The sequence below is a fragment of the Actinoalloteichus sp. GBA129-24 genome, from assembly GCF_001941645.1.
In the GTDB taxonomy this organism is placed as follows: domain Bacteria; phylum Actinomycetota; class Actinomycetes; order Mycobacteriales; family Pseudonocardiaceae; genus Actinoalloteichus_A; species Actinoalloteichus_A fjordicus.
The window spans coordinates 1,940,036-1,959,905 of the sequence record NZ_CP016077.1; the positions used below are offsets into that span (position 1 = coordinate 1,940,036).

Consider the following 19,870-nt stretch of genomic DNA (forward strand, 5'->3'; position numbering starts at 1 on the left):
CGTCGTATCTCGCACAGAGCGGGGTACGGTCGGCCGGTGGCGTCGGCGGCGATCGTGTGGGACGAGAATCTGCTCGGATACGACATGGGCGAGTCCCATCCCCTCACCCCGGTCCGACTCGACCTGACGATGCGGTTGGCGCGTGAGCTGGGCGTTCTCGACGGGATCTCCCTCGTTCGGCCCGTCCCCGCCGACGAGACGCTGCTTGCCGCGATTCACGACCGCGAGTATCTCGCCGCCGTGCGTGCCGCCTCCGCGATCGACACAGAGCCCGCATCCGAACTCCCCTCCCGATTCGGCCTCGGCACGGTGGACAATCCGATCTTCCCCGACATGCACGAGTCGTCGGCGCTGATCGCGGGCGCCTCGGTCGCCGCGGCCAGGGAGATCGTCGAGGGCCGCGTCGACCGCGCCGTGAACATCGCGGGCGGGCTGCATCACGCCATGGCCGATCGCGCGGCGGGATTCTGCGTCTACAACGACTGCGTGGCCGCCATCGCGTGGCTCCTCGATCAGGGGCTGGAGCGCATCGCCTACCTGGACGTGGACGTGCACCACGGTGACGGGGTCCAGGCCGCGTTTCAGTACGACCCGCGCGTGCTCACGATGTCTGTTCACCAGCATCCGATGACACTGTGGCCGGGGACGGGCGGTCCTGCCGACGTGGGCGGTCCCGGCGCCGAGGGCCGGGCGGTGAACCTGGCCCTGCCGCCGGGGACCGACGACGCGGGCTGGCAGCGGGCCTTCCATGCGGTGGTGCCGTCGTTGCTCGCGGCGTTCGAACCTCAGCTGCTCGTCACGCAGTGCGGTGTCGACACTCACCGGGAGGACCCGTTGGCGGACCTGGCGTTGACCGTCGACGGCCACCGGGCGATCTATCGGACGCTGCGCGACCTGGCGGAGACGCACGCGGGGGGACGTTGGCTGGCCCTCGGCGGCGGCGGATACTCGCCGTTCCGCGTGGTGCCGAGGTCCTGGACCCACCTGCTTGCAGTGCTGTTGGACCGCGACCTCGCCCCGGAGACGACGATTCCCGCCGGGTGGCGTGCCCATGCCGCACGGCTCGCGCCGCCGGACACACCCATCCCCGTCTCGATGAGCGATGACGGGCATGGCGACGCGTCCGGAGACGCGGGCTTCCCTGCGTGGGACGGCGAGGTGTCCCATCGGGTCGACCGTGCTCTGCTGGCCACGCGTCGGGCAGTGTTCCCCCTGTTCGGACTGGACCCGGAGGACCGACGGGACTGAGGGGTCCTGCCGACTCGGGCAACCCGAGGCCGGTCTCCTCGGATGCGCGCGGGCCGAGGATCTCCAGCCCGTCCGGAGGGGCCAGCCGCCTTGTTCGGGAATCAGGACGCGGCGCCGGTCCGACGCCGTCGTGGGCTCGCCGACGGCAGGCGATGCGGCGCAGAATCGTGTCGTCGAGGTATCGCCGATCCGCGGCCCGGGCAGGAGTGATGGTGCGGTCCTCGCTGTTCCACGGGCCGCCCGTGGCGGTCGCGCGGGGTCGGAGATGTTGGCGACCCGCCGTCGCCGTGCCACGGTGGTGGCCGGGGCGGGCGGCGGGCAGCTCGCGGGCGCTGCGGTGGCGCGGCGCTGGTGCGGCTGGCCGAGCGTGGCTGGATGCGTGATCCGCCGCGCTGGTGGGGCGGTGCCGGACGCGCCGTGCGTGCGGCGATGCCTGCCGCGTCGCCACCCGCGCGGCGGCCGACGAGGGAGGGCAGCGGCTGATGGAGTCCGAGTCCGGGAGACGAGAGGTGCCGCAGGCGGCGCCGGGAGCACCTCGACACTGGGCGGCCGACGTCGTGCTCAGCGACGGCGGAACCGTGCACCTCCGGCCGCTGGAACCCGAGGACGGACCCCTGCTGGTGGCGCTGCACTCGCGGATGAGCGAGCGGACCCGCTATCTGCGTTACTTCGGCGCCTACCCCCGGATGCCCGCCTCGGACGTCCGGCGCTTCAGCACGGTCGACCACGACGAGCGAGTCGCGTTCGGCGCCCTGCTCGGCGACGACATCGTCGCCGTCGGCCGCTACGACCGACTGCCGGGCAGTGCCTCGGCGGAGGTGGCGTTCGTCGTCGAGGACGATCACCAGGGGCGCGGCCTCGGCTCGATCCTGCTGGAGCATCTGGCCGCCGCCGCGAGGGAGCGCGGCCTGCGCGGCTTCGAGGCCGAGGTCCTCGCGGAGAACGTCCAGATGGTCTCGGTGTTCCGCGAGGCGGGGTACTTGGTGCGCCGTGAGCTGGCGGAAGGGGTCCTGCACCTGGAGTTCACCATCGATCCGACCGAACGGTCCGTGGCGGTCGTCAGGGCTCGTGAGCAGGCAGCCGAGGCCCGCAGCGTGCACAACCTGCTGTATCCCAGGTCGGTTGCGGTGATCGGTGCCTCCACCGATCACGCGAAGATCGGTCACGCGGTGCTGACGAATCTGCTCGCGGCGGACTTCGCCGGGCCGGTCTATCCGGTCAATCCGGAGCACCGCTCGGTCCGGGGAGTCCGGGCCTACCCGTCCGTGGTGGACATCCCGGACGAGGTCGATCTCGCGGTGGTGGCGGTGCCCGCCGCGCGGATGGACGAGGTGCTCGACGGCTGCCTGGCCAAGGGCGTGAAGGCGCTCGTGGTGATCAGCGCGGGCTTCGGCGAGACCGGGCAGGACGGCCTGGGCGCGGAGCGGCGGCTGGTCCGCGCGGCTCGGGCCCACGGCATGCGTGTGGTCGGCCCGAATGCCCTCGGTGTGGTCAACAACGACGTCGGGGTCCGATTGAACGCGACGTTGGCGCCCGGACTGCCCAGGGTGGGGCGGGTCGGCTTCTTCTGTCAATCCGGCGCGCTGGGCACCGCGATCCTCGCCACGGCCGCAGGGCGGGGGCTGGGCCTGTCGACCTTCGTCTCGGCGGGCAATCGTGCCGACGTGTCGGGCAACGACCTGCTCCAGTACTGGCAGACCGACCCGGGCACCGACGTGGTGCTGCTCTATCTCGAGTCCTTCGGCAATCCCCGCAAGTTCGCGCGGCTGGCCCGCAGACTCGGCCGAACCAAGCCGATCGTGGCGGTGAAGTCTGGCCGACACTCCGGGCCGCCCGCGTTGGCGGCGACGTCGGTGCCGGTGGACGAGACCAGCGTCGCAGCCCTGTTCGAGCAGTCGGGGGTGATCCGGGTGGAGACGCTGGCCCAGCTCTTCGACACAGCTCTCGTCCTGTCGAATCAGCCGCTGCCCGCAGGCGACCGGGTGGCCGTCGTCGGCAATTCCACCGCGCTCGGCCTGCTCGCCGCCGACGTCGCACTGGCCGAGGGCCTGCAACTCGCGGGCGGCCCGGTGGACGTCGGCGCCGCCGCCACGCCGGAGCAGTTCGCAGCCGCGGTGCGCGCGGCGATCGGCTCTCCCGAGGTCGACGCACTGGTGGCGGTGTTCGTCCCGCCCATCGCGGTGCCGGGCAGCGCCTACGCCCGTGCCCTGCGCGAGGTGGTGTCCGAGCCGCCCGGCGGTACGCGCAAGCCCGTCGTCTCGACGTTCCTCGCGGTGGAGGGCATCCCGGACGAGCTGGCCGTGCTCGGTCCGGACGGCTCGCCGGGTCGAGGCTCGGTGCCGTCGTATCCGAGCCCGGAACGCGCGGTGGCCGCCCTCGCCAGGGCCGCTCGCCATGCCCGCTGGCGGTCGGCGCCGCAGGGCGAGCCCCGCAGGCAGACAGGCCTCGAGACCGACCGGGCCGCCGCTCTCGTCGACGCCTGGCGAACGCAGGCAGGTCCGGAACAGGCCACGGGCGCCGGGCCGCGTTCCGATGCGGCGCCGACCACGCCGGTGGCGGCGGGCTCCACCACTCGCCCCGGTCCCGGCATTGTGACGTTGTCGGACAGCCGGGTGCGCGAGCTGTTGGGCTGCTACGGCATCGAGGTGGTGCCGTTCACCCTGGTCGGGTCGATCGCGGAGGCGCTGGATGCCGCAGACGAGCTGGGCTTTCCCGTGGCATTGAAGAGCGCCGACCCGCGCCTGCGGCATCGGCCGGACCTGGTCGGCGTTCGGCTCGGCCTCGGCGGCCGGAGCGCGGTGCGCGCGGCGTATCAGAGCCTGCGGGCGGTGTCCCCGGACTCCGGGGTGTACGTGCAGCGGATGGCACCGGCCGGCGTGTCCTGTGTGATCGGGTTACAGGACGACCCCTCCTTCGGCACGCTGCTGTCCTTCGGGCTGTCCGGAATCGCGAGCGATCTCCTCGGCGACCTGGTCTACCGGGCGGTGCCGCTGACCGACGTGGACGTCGAGTCGGTGATCCGCGAGCCGAAGGCCGCGCCGCTGCTCACGGGATACCGGGGCGGCGAGCCGTCCGATCTGGTCGCCCTCGCCGACCTGGTCTCCCGTGTCTCCGCACTCGCCGAGGACGTGCAGTCCGTCCGTGCGCTGTCCCTGGAACCGGTGCTGTCCTCGGCGTCGGGCGCCTTCGTCGCGGGGGCTCGGATCGTGCTCGGCCCGGAGCCGACCTCGGATCTGGGGCCGCGCCGTCTTCGGTGATCTCGCTCGGCCGGGTCGACCTGCGATGGGGAGCACACCCGCCAGGCACCGGACTCGGCGACTGCGCGGCAGGCGGGGCCGTACGAGTCGGGCCCGGCGCCGCGTGGCCGCTCCGGCTGCGGGCCGGTACGGCTACGGAGCGGGCACGGTGGGCAGTCTGCCGACGAACGTGGTCAACAGTCGGGCGAAGTCGGCCTGTTCCTGCGGGCTGAAGTCGGCCATCGCGGCGGCCAGGACGCTCTGGCGAAACCGATGCGCGACGACAGAAGCCGCCTGCCCTTCGGCCGTGCGCATCAGCACGGTGCGTCGCCCGTCCCGTTGATCGGCCTCGCGGCGCAGCAGACCGGCCGTGACCAGGTCGGCGACCAGCCTGCTGGCCCTCGGCTGGTCGACGGCCAGCGCCGACGCGACGCCGGTGACGCCGATCTGTCGTCCGTCCAGCTCGGCGGCCTCGACGGCATCGAGCACCTCGAAGCCCGCAGTGTTCGTCGGTATGCCGCCCGCACCGCTGCGGCCCGCGAGCCGCCCGATCATCCGGCGGCTCTGCATTCTTCGGATGATCACCATGGCCCGTTCGACGGCCGCTACCTGCTCGTTCACCGGCCCCCATCACATATCATCGTGCAACTAGTTGTCAGATTACAATAAAAGGGGACCGTGATGGACGAGGCACGAACGCCGATCGGCTTCTGGCTCAAACACCTGGATCAGCTCATCGAGGCCGGGCTGGATGACGCGCTGGCGACGGCGAACGTGACTCGGCGTCAGTGGCAGGTGCTCTCCACCCTGCGGGCCAGGCCGAGGGAAACGGCGGAACTGCTGGTCGAACTGCGGCCCTTCGCTACCGTCGTCGAGGCCCATGACCTCCTCGACGACTTGACCGACCGCGGCTGGATCGCCGACGAGGCGGACCGCTGGACGATCACCGCCGACGGCGTCGCCGTCTGGAGCGCGGCTGCCGAACACGCCCATGAGTTCCGACGCGTGTCCTCCTCGGGAGTGACCGAGGAGGACTACCGGACGACGCTGCGAGTGCTGCGCCGGATGGCGGGGAACATCGCCGGGCGCGACGTCTCGTCGTCGTGACGCCAGGCCTCGGCGCCCCTTCCGTCTCAGACGAGACCGGGACCGATCCGACAGCGGATCGGTCCAGGCAGACTCGTGGTGATCAGTCGGTCGGCGGCCCCAGGTCGAGGGTGATCTGAGCGCCGCCCCAGGCCGAGACTCCGAGGCTCAGCGTCCCGCCGGAGGCCGAGGCGGTACGTCGAGCGATGTCCAGACCTAGTCCGGTGGAGCCCGCACCGCTGGCGCCGCGTCGCAGCGGGCCGGTGTCGCCGTTCGTCGACTCGGCGAAGCCCGGCCCGGCATCGGCGACGACGAGCCGGGCACCGCCGGTGGGCCAGGCGAGCAGCCGGACCGCGATGGCGCTGCCGTCGGGGGTGTGTGCGAAGACGTTGCCCAGCAGTGCGTCGACGCAGGCAGCCAGGTCTGCCTCGATGAGGCGGACCGGCACTGGTCCCAGGGCCAGATCCAGTTCCACCGGCCGCTCGGTGTCCTCGGCGAGGACGGACCAGAACTGCACGCGATCCCGTACCACTGCCGCGGCGTCGCAGGAGGTCGGCAGCGGATGGACTCCCGTCTCGACGGCTCGCCTCCTGGCGTCGCCGATGATCTCGCTGACCGCGCGCTCCAGTTCGGCCACCGCTGCGCTGATCCGCCGGGCCTCCGCCGGATCGTTCAGCCCTTCGGCTTCCAGCTTCATCGAGGTCAGCGGGGTGCGTAGCCGATGAGAGAGATCCGCGACGGTCTCCCGCTCCTCTCGTAGCAGCTCCTTGATCCGGCTCGCGAGATGGTTGAGCCCGCCCGCCACCTCGCGCAACTCCTGCGGGCCTTCCGGCGTGGCCCGTGCGTCCATCTCACCGGCCGCGAGCCGGTGGGAGACGTCGGCGAGCCTGCGGGTCGGACGGACCAGGGAGTGGGCCATCCGGTCGGAGACCAGCACGCTGACCGCCATCAGCGCGACGCCGAGCAGGAGCAGGATCAACCAGGATCGGGTGACTCCTCGGCCCATCTCCTCGGTCGTCACCAGCGTGCGGATCACCGCGGTGCGGCCGTCCGCGTCGACGGTGGCGAAGAGGATCTCTCGCCCCTCGGGGGTCTCGGCCGACAGGCTCTGGCCCAACATGGCCAGCTCGACCGCATCCGTGGGTGCCGCCTGTTCGCCGACGACCGTGCCGTCGGGTAGGAACACGCTGACCGGCCGGTCCGCCAGGCCGTTGGTTCGCATCCCCCGGTCCAGCGATTCGGCATCGCTGTTGGCCACCACCCAGATCAACGACTGCGCCTCCACCGTCGCCGCGTGCACCGCGCGGTCCTCGGCGAAGGTGCGGATCAACAGTGCGAGCGGGATCAGGAATGCCACCAGGACGAGTGAGGTGGTGGTCCCCACCAGGATCGCCAGTCGACGTCTCATCGGGGTCTCCTCATCCCTGCGGGGCGGCGAGTTTCACGCCGACCCCGCGCACGGTGTGCAGATAACGCGCGTTCTGGGCTGTCTCGCCGAGTTTCCGGCGCAGCCAGGACAGGTGGACGTCCACCGTCTTGTCCGCTCCGCCGTAGGGCACCTGCCAGACCTCGGTCAGCAGCTCGCGCTTGCTGACCACCTCGCCCGCGCGGGTCGCCAGGTAGTGCAGCAGGTCGAACTCGCGCGGGGTCAGCTCCAGTCGTCTCCCGTCGAGTTCGACCTCCCTGGCCCTGGCATTGACCCGCAGGCCGCCGACGGTCACCGTCGGGTCCTCGTCCTCTTCGCTGCCCCTGCGCAGCACGGCCCGGACGCGCGCGTCGAGCTGACCTGCCCCGAAGGGCTTGGTGAGGTAGTCGTCGGCTCCCGCATCGAGTGCGGCGATGATCTCGGTCTCGTCGTCGCGGGCCGTGGCCACGATCACCGGGACCCGGCTGACCGCCCGCAGCATCCGCAGCATCTCGCGACCGTCCATGTCCGGCAGCCCCAGGTCGAGCACGACGAGGTCGGGGCGATCGGCGACGGCCTGCGACAGGCCGTCCATCGCGGTCCTGGCCGAGGCCACGGCATGTCCGCGCTCGGTCAACGCACGCGTCAGCGCGGTGCGAATCGTCGCGTCGTCCTCGATCAGCAGTAGATGAGCCACCCGGGAACGCTAACCGAGGATCTCGGCTCCGCGGACGGCCCGGACAAGCCCTAAGCCCGCCTTAGCCGCGTGTTAACCCTCGACGATCACGGCCGCGTCGATCGCCGATCGAATCGGCTGACGCCGGGCGGAGACGAGTCGAGCCGAGGAGAGCGCTAGGCAGGCCTTAGTGTCGTCTTAACCATCTCCGAGCCAAGGTGACGACATGACCGAGGAGCGACCCGCACAGGGCAGGACGGCGTTGGGCATCGTGGGCTGGACGGTGGCCGCAGTGGTGGCGACCGGAGTCGGCGTCGCCGCCCTGAGCGCCATCGGCGCGGGAATCACCGAGTCGGTGATTCGTCCGCTGAGCCAGTCCGAGGTCCAGGGGCGACTCGCTGCGGCGGCTGCCGCCGGAAACGCCGACGATCCTGGGGGGCCCGGCGCGCCGCCCGCGACGTCCGACGGTCCGTCGGAGTCGCCGTCGCCGCCGAGCGAGCCGACGTCGCCTGCCGAGGACGTCTCGCCGCCCAGCCCGGAGCTGATCGAGACCGACGGCGGCATGGTGACCGCTCGGTGCGGGGACGCCGACGACGTGCTGCTGGTGACGCAGACTCCCGCGCAGGGATTCTCGGTCGACATCGAGCGGGAGGACGATGACGATGAGCCTGTGGGCGCCGTCACGGTGCAGTTTGAGTCCGAGGAGCTCGACGTCGAGGTGCTGTTGAGCTGTTCCGGCGGGGTGCTCTCGCACCGGACGTCCATCGACGACTGAGCACGGGCAGGCGGCCGGGGCACCCTGCCCCGGCCGCGCCGCCGCGCCGACCTCGATGCTCCGGCTAGACCACCAGATCCAGCAGCAGCAGACAGACCAGGGCGAAGACCGAGATGATGGTCTCCATCACCGACCAGGTTTTGATCGTCTGCCCGACGGTCATCCCGAAGTACTCCTTGACCATCCAGAACCCGGTGTCGTTGACGTGCGAGAAGAACAACGAGCCCGCGCCGATCGCCAGCGCGAGCAGCGCGCCCTGCGCCGGGTCCAGGCCTGCGGCCAACGGCGCGACGATCCCGGCCGCCGAGATGGTCGCCACCGTCGCCGAACCGGTGGCCAGGCGGATTCCCACCGCGATGAGCCAGCCGAGCATGAGCGGCGAGAGTGCGGCGTCCTGGCCATATCGGGTGATGATGTCGGCGACTCCGGACTGCACCAGGGTCTCCTTGAAACCGCCGCCTGCGCCGGTGATGAGCAGGATGCCCGCGATCGGTCCCAGCGAGGCACCGAAGACATCGGTGATTCGTTCCCGACCGAAGCCCGCGCCCCGACCCAGGGTGAACATCGCCACCAGGGTCGCCACGAGCAGCGCGACCAGCGGGGTGCCGAGGAAGTCCAGCCCGGTACGGACGGTGCTGCCCTCCGTCAGCCAGATCTCTCCGATGGCCTTGCCCAGCATCAGCACCACCGGCAGCAGCACCGTGATCAGCGTCGCGGTGAAGCCGGGCCTGCGGGCCGGTGCCTCGCCGTCGGCCGTGTCGGTGGCCGAGCGGGGCAGCAGATGGGCAGGCGGGCTCACCTGAACCCAGCGGGCGGCGTAGCGGGCGAACAGCGGTCCCGCGACGGCCACCGTTGGCAGCGAGACCAAGAGCCCGAATCCCAGGGTCAGCCCCAGATCCACTTCCAGGCTGTCGATGGCGATCAGCGGGCCCGGATGCGGCGGGACCAGTCCGTGCAGCACGGACAGGCCTGCCAGCGCGGAGATGCCGATCAGCATCAGGGGCTGCCCGCTGCGCTGCGCGGACAGCAGGACCACCGGGATCAGCAGCACGACGCCGACCTCGAAGAACATCGGCAGTCCGATGATCACCGCGACCAGCGCGATCGCCCAGGGCAGGGCACGTGCTCCGGTCCGGCCGAGGATGGTGTCCACGATCCGGTCCGCGCCGCCGGAGTCGGCGAGGAGTCTGCCCAGCATCGCGCCGAGGGCGATCAGCGCTCCGACGCCGCCGATCGTGCTGCCCAGCCCCGCGCTGAACGTCTCGACGATCTCGGCGACGGGCATGGCGGCGATGAATCCGAGCGCGCCTGCGCCCAGGGTCAGCGCCAGGAACGGATGGACCTTGAGCCAGGTGATCAAGACGACGATCACCGCGATCCCGACGAGGGCCGCGGTGACCAGCCGGGTGTCGTGCCCGGTCCACGGGCCGCCGCCCTGCGCTAAGAGATCGGCGTGTGCCGTCAAGGCGTTCACTGCCGGATTCATGTCAGATCGGCCTCCCTACGTCCTGCGGCCTTCAGCGCCGCGAGGGAACGGTCGACGATCACCTCGGCATCCTCGGAGACGTCCGCGGTGTAGCCCACTTCGTCGGACTCCAGCGGTTCGAGGTCGGCGAACTGGGAGTCCAGCAGCGAGGCGGGCATGAAGTGGCCGGTGCGGCCGGCCAGTCGATCGGAGATCACCTCGCGGCTGCCTGCCAGATGCAGGAACCACACGCCGTCGTTGCCGGTCCGCAGCAGGTCACGGTAGGAGCGCTTCAAGGCAGAGCAGGTCACGACCCCGCTGACGTCTGCCCGTTCCTGCTCGCTGATCCACGCGGCGATGGACCGCAGCCACGGCAGCCGGTCCTCGTCGTTCAGCGGGACGCCGGACTCCATCTTCGCGATGTTCTCCGGCGGATGGAACTCGTCTGCCTCCGAGTAGGTCACTCCGAGACGTTCGGCAAGAGATCGAGCGATCGTGGTCTTGCCGGAACCGGACACGCCCATGACCACCACGATGGTCGAGGACCGCTCCCTTGCGGACATCCGTGCTCCTCACTCTGGCTGCCGGGTGCGCGGAGACGCCACACCCCAAGCAGTCTCCTCGATCAGCCGGGCGCGACACCAGAGCGGCGGCGAGACTTCGCCCAGCACCGGCGAGACGGCCCGGACTCCGTCGACCCCGCCCGCCCCGACGGCGGTCGAGTGTCGCGACCCGAGCGTGACAGAGTCGGGCATCGTCGACCGGACGGCGGCCCGCCCGGCGAGTCGACCCTGCGCCCCGGGTGTCTCCGCCGTCGAACCCGGGCCGGACGACGGTCCGGGCGGGCGAGTCTCGGTCGTTTCGCGGGTCGACTCTGCTGCCGGGCGGCCGGGCTTCTGCCTGCGGTAGCAGCGGGAACAGCCTCGGACGACACAGCAGGAACGTGCGTGGACCGAGCCGGGTCGAGACCCGCCCCGACCCGCCTGCGGGCGTCCCGACCACGTCGACGGTCCACCACCCGGTGCTCGACGGCAGGCCCGCCTGCACCTGGTCGAGGCCGCTCTACTCCATCAGACCCTGTTGCAGCGCGTCGCGCCGCAGATCGGAGAGCAGGGTGCCCGTGGCGTCCGAGCCCGCCCGCCAGAAGTCCCAGCCGTTGCAGGCCTTGACGTTCAGCGCGACCGCAGCCGCCCGGGACACCGAGTCGAAGGTCTGCCCGCTGGGCAGCCGGATTCGGCCGCCCTCGGTGACTCGCGCGGTGTAGGTGTGCTTCTTCCGGTGGCCGTAGAGCTCGGTGCCGTCCTCGATCATCCCGGCCTCGATGAGGTCGGCGATCTCCACGCCGTACCGCGCTTTGCGTCGGCTGCGCTTCACGGTGGCCCGGTTAGGCGGGGTGTTCTCCGGCCGCAGCCCCAGCAGTTCGGGGCGCCAGATCAGCTCGCACAGCCGCCGGTACAGGCGCTGCCGGATCTGGATGGCATCCAGCCCGAAGTGATCCGGCCAGGGACGGAACGCCTCGCTGAGGTCGTGCTCGGCCACGAACCGGGCGAACTCGGGCTCGGCGGCCAGCGTCTCGGGATGCAACGAGGCCGCGAGGAGATTCTGCTCGCGGTAGTGGTCGATCTTCGTCGTGTGCTCGTCGGGGAGCCGATCCCCGGCGGGGAGCAGCAGCAGCGCGCCCAGCCGTTCCCGGAAGTCCTCGAACGCCTCGGTCGTCATGATCTCGGCTTGGTAGCGCGGAAAGGCGCGCGGCCAGACGTGCTCGATCTCCCAGGGCTGCGGATCGTCGAGGTAGACGGCGATCAGGTCGGGACGGCCCGACGCGACCTCCACGAACGACGTCAGCCTGGCGAGCACGTAGCGCACCTGAGCCCAGTTGCCCGGCTGGAGACTGAGCCGGTCCACGCCGGAGAAGTCGTCGGGCAGCGTGGCCGCCTCGGCCTCCAGGAGCCCGGTGAGTCCCTCCAGGCCCTCGGCGCTGCGCAGCCGCACGGTCAGCTCGTCGACCTCCGGGCGCACCTGGTGGGGCAGCAGGCTTCGGTTGTTGACGATCTTCAGTGTGGTGGCCAGATCGAGGTAGCCCGCGATGCGCCTGCTCTTCTCCTCGAAGACCTCGTCGGAGTCGTCGGGGCGCAGCGCGGACAGGATCGGCGGCAGGGGGTCGACGACCTCCAGCCGTGCGGTGTGGAAGACGGCCTCCATCCCGTGGACGAGCATCGCCGCAGCGTCCTTCAGCGCGCTGTACTGCCTGCTCAGCGGAACGAGGAAGTACTCGACGAAGGCCCGGAAGTCGTCCGCGGTCCGCAGCTCCAGCCGAGCCTCGTTCTTGCGTACCCACTCGTGGAAGCCACGGTCGATCTCCACCGGGTCGGTGCTGTCGGCGTCGAACGCCGCGAACTTCGCGATCAGCACGGCCTTGACGAACTCGCTCGGCGTGTCCACACCGTGCCGGGACAACTCGGCGATCATCCGCCGCCAGAGGTCGTTCAACTGGCGTCTGCCGGTCTCGGCCCTGGCGAGCAGATAGCTCTTGAGCAGGTCGACCGGGCTCAGCCGGGCGCCCCGGTTGTTCATCGTCTCGAAGATCTCCCAGCCGTGCTCCCGGTCGAGCGCGTCGATGGAGACCAGACAGACCCGGTCGAGCAGCCAGTCGTGGAAGAACGGCAGCGCCTCGTCACGCAGACTCGCGGGGAAGTCCTCCTCGATGTCGCGGGCCCGCTCGTACAGGTTGCGCACCGACAGACTGGCATCGGCGCTCAGTGTGTGAGCGAGGCCGCGCAGGAACGCGTTCAGCACCTCGTTGCGTTCCGGGATGTCGATGTTGAAGGTCGTCTCGCCGTGCCGGGTGCTGTAGATCATCGGGTCGAGACCCTTGGCGTCCTGATCGAGATCCTGTTCCTCCAGCAGCCTGCGGAGGTAGACGACGATCAGATGCAGCGTCGTGAGACGTTGTTGTCCGTCGACGAGGAATGCGGCATCCGGGGTCTGATAGCACACGATCGGACCAAGGAAGTAGGGCGCGTATCCGATGGTCTCTCGGCGCGAGTGCGTCGGCCGCCACTCCCGGATGAACCGCCGCTCCAGATCCTGGAGCAGCGCGACGACGTCCTTACGGGACCAGCTGTATTCCCGCTGGTAGTAGTCCAGTTTGTACTTCTTGTTGCTCAGGAGTTCCTGGACCGTGGCCCCTCGGCCCTCCACCGGACTCTGCGCCACCGCGACCCCTCCGAAACCATTGTGATCTCGACGACGGAGTGTAATCGAAGAGATCGTCGGCTCCCTCGATGGAGTGACGCAGTCGTGCGGTGCTTCTCTCGTCGTCCTCGAAGACCCCCGCCCGCATCAGCCTCGCCCCAGGAGGAACAACACGATTCCCGAAGGGACGATCAACAGCAGTTCGACGGAGCACGCCGCGAAGGTCCGGGCGGCTCGTCCCCACGGATCTCCGTCTCATCGAGTCGCCCCCTCCGTCAGCCACAGCAGGTCGTCCCGGGCGATCGACCAGGCTTCGTCGGCAGGCTCGCCGATCGTCGTCGTCGCCACCGTCCGCCAGGGGTCGTCGACGGGGCCTGCGATCCGGATGTCCCGCAGTCGATATCGGGACGAGCCGTTCTCCGCCAGGAAGCCGGGGCTCACCTCGACGACCACGGCGTGAGCAGCGGAGATCGGATGGAAGATTGTTGCGGCGCGGTCCTGCTGATCGCGAGCGCCCTGACGCCAGCTCAGCGCGAGCAGCCGACGCAGGGCGGCCTCGGTGACGGTTCCGCCCGCGGCGGGCAGCGGGTCGGCGGTTGGATCATCCGGACGTGTGAGGTACGACGCCCTGCCCAGCTGTGGGATCGGCTGAATGATCTCGTAGTCGGCGAACAGCGCCGACCAGCGGTGCAGATCCGAGCCCAGCCGCAGCGGATGCGGCAGTTCGATGAGCGCCGAGGGCGCAGGCGTGACGGTGTCGTCGTTCACGTCGGCGAACGAACCGTCCTCGGCGATGCGGAACGCCGCCGGGGCCGAACGACCGGGTTCCTGCGCCGTCCAGACCAGACCCTGCGCCAACCTGCCCAGCAGCGGGTGCTCTACCCAGCGCCGTCGGAACTCGGCGCTGCTCCACGTCCTGCCGTGACGCAGCGCGCGCTCCAACAGCACGGCGCTCTCCTCAGCCACCTGCGCGAGTCGATCCGCCAGTGCGGCGAGCCAGGGAGGCTCGGCGGCACCTCTGGCAGCAGACGCCCCGCCGCCGTGCTCAGTACTGTCGTCCCCGCCGGGCGAGACCCGCCTGCCGACCGGTCGGCCACTCGAGCCTGCGGCGCCGTCCACCGAGGCCGGGGCGGGCGACCTGCCGATCTCGGCTCCGAAGTCGCACTGCCCGGCGGGCTCGGTCCGGTCGTCGATGACGGCGGGCACGAGGCCCTGCTCCACGACCACGGTGACTCGACGCCCCGCAGCCTCGACCGGCCGGACCCCGCCTGGAGCGAAGCCGAGATCCGGCGTGATGCTCTCCAACGCCTGGTCGACGGTCATGCCCCGTCGGGCGGCGAGTGCGACGAGCTGGTCGCGGGCACGGGATCGGATCACGACGGACCGTGTCGTGTCGACGATGCGCCGGAGCTGCTCGACTGCGGCGTCCGAGCCCAGTTCCGCGAGGGCGTCGATCGCGAGGCCCGCCCGCTCGTCCCGACGGGAGACCAGTTCTCCGAGCTGCCGCGCCGTCTCGTCGTCGCCCAGCACGGCCTGCGCCCGCAGCACCCAGTCCGTGCCGGGCACGCCGGCGCCGTGCCGGTGCGAGTGCCAGAACAACGCCATGCCGAACTCCGCGAGCGACGTCGGGTCGCACCGGGCGCGGAGGACTGCGATGCCCGGATCTCGCCTGCCGGAGTGCGACCGAGCCAGCATCCGCAGCAGCCGGTCCACGACCGGATCGGGCAGGACGCTCGCCTGATCGCGCAGGAGGACCGACGGCAGTGCCTCGGCGGCCGTCCAGCCGTGGATCTCCGAACGTCGGCGTGGTGCGCGAGCTTCCTCCGACAGGGAGTCGGTGATCGGGTCCGCGCGGTCGCCATGCCGGGCGGCGACGTCGAACACCACCTGCGGGCCTGCGACCTCGACCAGCGCCCGGAGCGCGTCGACGGCCGATGCTCGCCGGGCGGGGTGCGGATGACCGCCTGCCTGGACGATCAGCAGATCCGCCGCCGCAGTCGGGTGTCTGGTCAGCCAGTTCAGTCCGATCCACCGGGCAGGGTGTCTGCGCAGCCACCGCGCTGCCGACGCGGCCACCCCGGGATGGACGACCGGCAGCAACGCCGCCGCCGTCCGCTCCGGTCTCCGCCGTACCGCCGAGAAGAGCAGCGGCAGGGTGGCCAGGCCGTGTCGTGCCACGATCGGCCGCAGCCGCCTGCGATGGTTCAGGAACAGCGGTGGTCGCCAGTGGGCGAGAAGGCAGCCGGTGATCTCGGCGGGTGCCTCGGCGAACATCCGGAACTGCTCCTCGAGCGTCAGCTCCCCTGCCGAGAAGGCGGCGGCGACGGCGGTCCAGTCGTCGTGGCGCAGCCACGGCGCCGGGTTCGCGCTCCGCTGCTCCGCCGCCCAGTCCTCTCGTTCGCCCGGCAGCCAGGACATCGCGGGCTCGACCGACGAGACGAGGCCCGGAACGGGAGTGGGAAGCCAGGGCCTCGCGCTCCGGGGCGGCGGCTCGACGAGCGGAATCGGTCGGCGCGACACCGTCACCTTGGTGACACGTTCGACGGCGGCACGATGGTCTGCGGGCAGTTGCGGCACCAGCGTCCGGGCGAGGTCGGGTCGATCGGCGACGTGCTCGCGTAACAGTCGCCGGGCAAGGTGCCCCGCCGGATCGGCGGAGTCCTTCGCCGAGGCTGCGGCCAGCAGTCGCAGACCCGCCGCCGGTATCCGGCGTAGCGCCGTGCGGACCAGGCCGGGCACCGGAGCATCGCCGAGCAGCGGCAGGAGCGCGGCGATCGACTCCTCGGTCGCGAACCAGGCCAGCATCTCCGACATCGGTTGTCGACCGGCCGGGAGGTCAGAGCGTTCCAGCAACTCGCGCAGGAACGGCGTCAGCGCGGACCCCATCCCGTCGGCGGCGGTGCAGAGGACCTCCGGCCGTCGCAGCGGCGAGTCGCCTCGGACGGCCGCGCCGAGCACCGTGGTCAGCTGTGCCGCCGTGGACACGGACCTGATCAGCGCGTCGACCGCCTTCTTGGACAGGCCCTTCTCCGCGCAGTCGGCCGCCACCCAGTCCTGTCTGGTCGGCACGAGGAACGAGGAGACGACCCGGCCTGCGAGAGTGCTTCGATATTCGGTCAAGGCCGTCGTCGCATCGGCATATACCTGCGCGGGGGCCACGGCCAGCAGCGCCCGCACCCGACGCGTGATCGGCTCGCAGCTCGGGCTGAACGCCGCTCCGCCGTCGCCGGTCAGCACCAGTCGAAGCGGCTGCCGCCACTCGGCGCGCCACGGCCTCGCCCAGAACCCGTTCAACTCCGCGACCGCCCGCGCCGCGAAGACCAGTCCCTCCGTCTCCACCCAGGCATCGGCGAGGCAGGCCAGACCGGCAGACTCCCCGAGGTCGAACGCGGTCGCCGCGGCCAGCACCGCCGCGCCGGCAGGCGTGGACTCCCCGGCCAAGTGGGCGTGCGCCGCCGTAGACAACGACGGGCCCCTCGGGTTGCGCTGCGACGGTGCGAGCATCCGGCGAATACTCGGCGGCGGCGTGAGCAGTCGCACCACGGCGCCCGCATCCCGGCGAGGTGCCCGTACCTGTCGCCACCCGCCGCCCCGACGCGGGTCGATGTGCCTGCCCCACTCCGGCGGGACGGACGTCGCCGCCGCATCGGAGGGCTCGTTCGCGGACCTGATGTGGTGTCTCCACTCTTCGACGACGCTGCCGTCGTGCCTGCTGATCTTCGTCGCAGCCCACCACACCGTCCGACGGCGCGTCCCGAGCCGTGCGCCGCCCCCCGAGTGACCGCGTCGCCTGCTCGCCCGAGGGCGTCGTCTCGCCGGGCGCGGAGCCTGGGGTGGCCTGGCGGCACGGCTGCCTCGCGACGGGAGAATCGCCCGTGCCGACGAACGGCGGACGGCCCGGCTCACGACCTGTCACACACGCCGTGACGACCGTGCGCCACGACGGGCGGTCTCGGGCGGCTACCCTCGCAGGGAGCAATGCCAACCGGGTGAGGCCTGCCCCCGTGGGCCTTCCCGACGAGTCCTGGAGCCTGAGACCTCGTGTTCGACACTCTCTCCGATCGTCTCACCTCGGTTCTGAAGAACCTGCGGGGCAAGGGACGACTGTCCGACGCCGACATCGACGCGACCTGCCGCGAGATCCGGATCGCACTGCTGGAGGCCGACGTCGCGCTTCCGGTGGTCAGGGCGTTCATCGCCCAGATCAAGGAACGCGCCAAGGGCGCCGAGGTCTCCCAGGCGCTGAACCCGGCCCAGCAGGTCGTCAAGATCGTCGACGAAGAGCTGGTGGGCATCCTCGGCGGGGAGACCCGCCGGCTGAACCTGGCGAAGAACCCGCCGTCGGTGATCCTGCTCGCGGGCCTCCAGGGCGCGGGAAAGACGACTCTGGCGGGCAAGCTCGCCAAGTGGCTGCGCGGCCAGGGACACACGCCGCTGCTGGTGGCCTGTGACCTCCAGCGCCCGAACGCGGTCACCCAGCTGCAGGTGGTCGGTGAACGGGCGGGCGTCCCGGTGTTCGCTCCGGAGCCGGGCAACGGCGTGGGTGACCCGGTCGAGGTGGCCAGGCAGTCGATCGCGGAGGCCGAGCGGTCCCAGTACGACATCGTGCTGGTGGACACCGCCGGTCGTCTCGGCGTCGACGAGGAGTTGATGCGGCAGGCTTCGAACATCCGTGACGCCGTCACGCCGGACGAGATCCTCTTCGTCCTGGACGCGATGGTCGGTCAGGACGCGGTGAACACCGCCGAGGCGTTCCGGGACGGCGTCGGCTTCACCGGCGTGGTGCTGACCAAGCTCGACGGTGATGCCCGAGGCGGCGCCGCGCTGTCCGTTCGGCACGTCACCGGCCAGCCCATCCTCTTCGCCTCCAACGGGGAGAAGCTGGAGGACTTCGACGTCTTCCACCCCGACCGGATGGCCAGCCGGATCCTCGGCATGGGCGACGTCCTCAGCCTGATCGAACAGGCCGAGCAGCACTTCGACCAGGAACAGGCGGAGAAGGCGGCCCAGAAGATCGGCTCCGGCGAGCTGACGCTGGAGGACTTCCTGGAGCAGATGCTCGCCATCCGCAAGATGGGCCCGATCGCCAACCTGCTCGGGATGCTGCCGGGCGCGGGGCAGATGAAGGACCAGCTCGCGGACTTCGACGAGAAGAGCCTCGACCGGATGCAGGCCATCATCCGAGGCATGACGCCTGCGGAGCGCGCCGATCCGAAGATGATCAATGCGTCGCGGCGACTGCGGATCTCTCGCGGCTCTGGTGTCGCGGTCAGCGACGTCAACGACCTGGTCACCCGCTTCTTCGACGCCCGCAAGATGATGCAGCAGATGGCAGGCCGGTTCGGCATGCCAGGGGTGGGCGGCGGCGGCAGCGGCCGCAAGGGCAAGGGTAAGAAGGGCAAGAAGGGCAAGGGGCGCGGCCCGACGCCGCCCAAGGTGCGGGGCGGGATGCCCGGCTTCCCGGGCGGTTTCCCCGGTGGGATGCCCGGCGGCTTTCCCGGCGGCCCGCAGGGTGGTGGCACCCCGCAGATCCCGCCGGGCCTGGCAGGCATGGACCAGCTGCCGCCCGGCTTCGACCCGAGCAGGCTGACCTTCGGCGACAACAAAAAGAAGAAGAAGTGACGCAGGCGTCGCCCGCCCTGCATCTCACCGGCGTCACCCTGCCCGACGGGGTCACCCGCGACCTGTGGGTCTCGGCGGGCCGCATCAGCGTCGACCCGGTCCCGGACGCTCGGCCGCTCCCCGGCGGTTGGCTGGTTCCCGGCCTGGTCGACGCGCACTGCCATATCGGGATCGATCCGACCGGCCCGGTCCCGGTGGCGGAGGCCGCTCGGCAGGCCGAGATCGAACGCGACGCCGGCGTCCTGCTGGTCCGCGACTGCGGTGTTCCGGTGGACACCCGGCCGCTACAGGCCCGGGACGACCTCCCGCGCATCATCCGGTCCGGCAGGCATCTGGCCAGGCGCAGGCGCTACCTGCGTGACCTCGGCCTGGAACTCGACGACCCGGCAGAGCTGCCTGCCGCCGTCGCGGCGCAGGCCGCCGAGGGCGACGGCTGGGTCAAACTCGTCGGCGACTGGATCGACCGGGAGGCAGGCGACCTGGCACCGCTGTGGCCCGACGACGTCCTTGCCGAGGCCGTCGCGGTCGCCCATCGGGCGGGGGCCCGCGTCAACGCCCACGTCTTCGGGGAGGACGCGCTGCCCGGCCTCCTCGCGGCAGGCGTCGACTGCATCGAGCACGGCACCGGACTCACCGACGACACCATCGACCAGATGGCCCGGCAGGGCACCGCCCTGGTGCCGACTCTGATCAACACCGCCGAATTCCTCACGATCGCCGACTCGGCAGGCCGGTTCCCGCGCTATGCGGCGCACATGCGTGCGCTGCACGCACGCAGGCTGTCGACTGTCGCGGCGGCGGCCGAGGCGGGCGTGCCCGTCTTCGCCGGGACCGACGCGGGCAGCTCGGCGGGCGAGGGCATCGGGCACGGGCGAATCGCCGACGAGGTGATCGCGTTGGCGGAGGCAGGCCTGCCCCGTGAACAGGCCCTCGGCGCGGCGAGCTGGGCGGCGCGCGACTGGCTCGGCTTCCCCGGGCTCGTCGACGGCGCGTCCGCCGATCTGGTCGTCTACGACGAGGATCCGAGGACCGATCTCGCGGTGCTGCGCTCGCCGAGGGACATCGTGTTACGCGGCGTGGTCCATCCGGGCGGCGGACGCTTCAAGACATCGACCCGGCGACCGAGCCGGGACTGATCGCGGATCGGCCGCAGGCCGGCGGG

Annotated in this window: 13 protein-coding genes; 6 read left to right on the forward strand and 7 right to left on the reverse strand. The window is 71.1% G+C overall.

The features are described from left to right. Nucleotides 1-36 precede the first annotated feature (36 nt). Nucleotides 37-1,248, forward strand: a complete 1,212-nt coding sequence (locus UA75_RS08795) for an acetoin utilization protein AcuC (protein WP_075739834.1) — start codon at nucleotides 37-39, stop codon at nucleotides 1,246-1,248. Between the two features lie 482 nt (nucleotides 1,249-1,730). Next, nucleotides 1,731-4,505 carry a bifunctional GNAT family N-acetyltransferase/acetate--CoA ligase family protein gene (locus UA75_RS08800; protein ID WP_075739835.1) on the forward strand — a complete coding sequence of 925 codons (2,775 nt, stop codon included), beginning with the start codon at nucleotides 1,731-1,733 and terminating at the stop codon, nucleotides 4,503-4,505. 132 nt (nucleotides 4,506-4,637) lie between these two features. Here the strand turns inward: UA75_RS08800 and UA75_RS08805 are convergent, their stop codons facing one another. Then, a complete protein-coding gene (locus UA75_RS08805; RefSeq protein ID WP_075739836.1) occupies nucleotides 4,638-5,105 on the reverse strand; it encodes a MarR family winged helix-turn-helix transcriptional regulator in 468 nt (155 codons plus the stop codon). A 60-nt stretch (nucleotides 5,106-5,165) separates the two neighbouring features. On the opposite strand from UA75_RS08805, the gene UA75_RS08810 reads away from it, so the two are divergent. Then, nucleotides 5,166-5,591 (forward strand): MarR family winged helix-turn-helix transcriptional regulator, encoded by a 426-nt coding sequence (locus UA75_RS08810; protein ID WP_075739837.1) that lies wholly within the window; start codon nucleotides 5,166-5,168, stop codon nucleotides 5,589-5,591. An 82-nt stretch (nucleotides 5,592-5,673) separates the two neighbouring features. On the opposite strand, the gene UA75_RS08815 is transcribed toward UA75_RS08810, so the two are convergent. Beyond that, nucleotides 5,674-6,978: a sensor histidine kinase gene (locus tag UA75_RS08815; RefSeq protein WP_075739838.1), complete on the reverse strand. Its 1,305-nt coding sequence runs from the start codon at nucleotides 6,976-6,978 to the stop codon at nucleotides 5,674-5,676. Between the two features lie 10 nt (nucleotides 6,979-6,988). Next, nucleotides 6,989-7,672 (reverse strand): response regulator transcription factor, encoded by a 684-nt coding sequence (locus UA75_RS08820; protein WP_075739839.1) that lies wholly within the window; start codon nucleotides 7,670-7,672, stop codon nucleotides 6,989-6,991. Between the two features lie 205 nt (nucleotides 7,673-7,877). Between UA75_RS08820 and UA75_RS08825 the strand changes: the two genes are divergently transcribed. Further along, nucleotides 7,878-8,426, forward strand: coding sequence for a hypothetical protein (locus tag UA75_RS08825; protein WP_075739840.1), 549 nt, complete (start codon nucleotides 7,878-7,880; stop codon nucleotides 8,424-8,426). Nucleotides 8,427-8,490: 64 nt separating this feature from the next. Here the strand turns inward: UA75_RS08825 and UA75_RS08830 are convergent, their stop codons facing one another. The 4 genes from UA75_RS08830 to UA75_RS08845 form a co-directional block, all read right to left on the reverse strand. Next, entirely contained in the window at nucleotides 8,491-9,912 is a 1,422-nt protein-coding gene (locus UA75_RS08830) for a gluconate:H+ symporter (protein WP_083683039.1), read from the reverse strand. After that, the gene (locus tag UA75_RS08835) at nucleotides 9,909-10,454 is read right to left on the reverse strand and encodes a gluconokinase (protein WP_075739841.1); all 546 of its coding nucleotides are present in this window, start codon (nucleotides 10,452-10,454) and stop codon (nucleotides 9,909-9,911) included. Before UA75_RS08835 ends, UA75_RS08830 begins: the two co-directional genes overlap by 4 nt. 499 nt (nucleotides 10,455-10,953) lie before the next feature. Then, entirely contained in the window at nucleotides 10,954-13,107 is a 2,154-nt protein-coding gene (locus UA75_RS08840) for a DUF262 domain-containing protein (RefSeq protein ID WP_075739842.1), read from the reverse strand. A 234-nt stretch (nucleotides 13,108-13,341) separates the two neighbouring features. Next, nucleotides 13,342-16,824 carry a DUF4132 domain-containing protein gene (locus UA75_RS08845; protein ID WP_157434067.1) on the reverse strand — a complete coding sequence of 1,161 codons (3,483 nt, stop codon included), beginning with the start codon at nucleotides 16,822-16,824 and terminating at the stop codon, nucleotides 13,342-13,344. Between the two features lie 303 nt (nucleotides 16,825-17,127). On the opposite strand from UA75_RS08845, the gene ffh reads away from it, so the two are divergent. Further along, the gene (gene ffh / locus UA75_RS08850; RefSeq protein WP_075739844.1) at nucleotides 17,128-18,708 is read left to right on the forward strand and encodes a signal recognition particle protein; all 1,581 of its coding nucleotides are present in this window, start codon (nucleotides 17,128-17,130) and stop codon (nucleotides 18,706-18,708) included. Continuing rightward, on the forward strand, nucleotides 18,705-19,844 hold the full coding sequence (locus UA75_RS08855) for an amidohydrolase family protein (RefSeq protein ID WP_232251180.1): 1,140 nt from the start codon (nucleotides 18,705-18,707) through the stop codon (nucleotides 19,842-19,844). The genes ffh and UA75_RS08855 overlap by 4 nt, the downstream gene beginning before the upstream one ends. Nucleotides 19,845-19,870: the final 26 nt, after the last annotated feature.

Bases quoted from the DNA above. Each gene is read 5' to 3' on its own strand.
- UA75_RS08830 (WP_083683039.1), bottom strand. From the start codon at position 9,912: ATGAATCCGGCAGTGAACGCCTTGACGGCACACGCCGATCTCTTAGCG.
- UA75_RS08815 (WP_075739838.1), bottom strand. From the start codon at position 6,978: ATGAGACGTCGACTGGCGATCCTGGTGGGGACCACCACCTCACTCGTC.
- UA75_RS08825 (WP_075739840.1), top strand. From the start codon at position 7,878: ATGACCGAGGAGCGACCCGCACAGGGCAGGACGGCGTTGGGCATCGTG.
- UA75_RS08800 (WP_075739835.1), top strand. From the start codon at position 1,731: ATGGAGTCCGAGTCCGGGAGACGAGAGGTGCCGCAGGCGGCGCCGGGA.
- UA75_RS08835 (WP_075739841.1), bottom strand. From the start codon at position 10,454: ATGTCCGCAAGGGAGCGGTCCTCGACCATCGTGGTGGTCATGGGCGTG.
- UA75_RS08810 (WP_075739837.1), top strand. From the start codon at position 5,166: ATGGACGAGGCACGAACGCCGATCGGCTTCTGGCTCAAACACCTGGAT.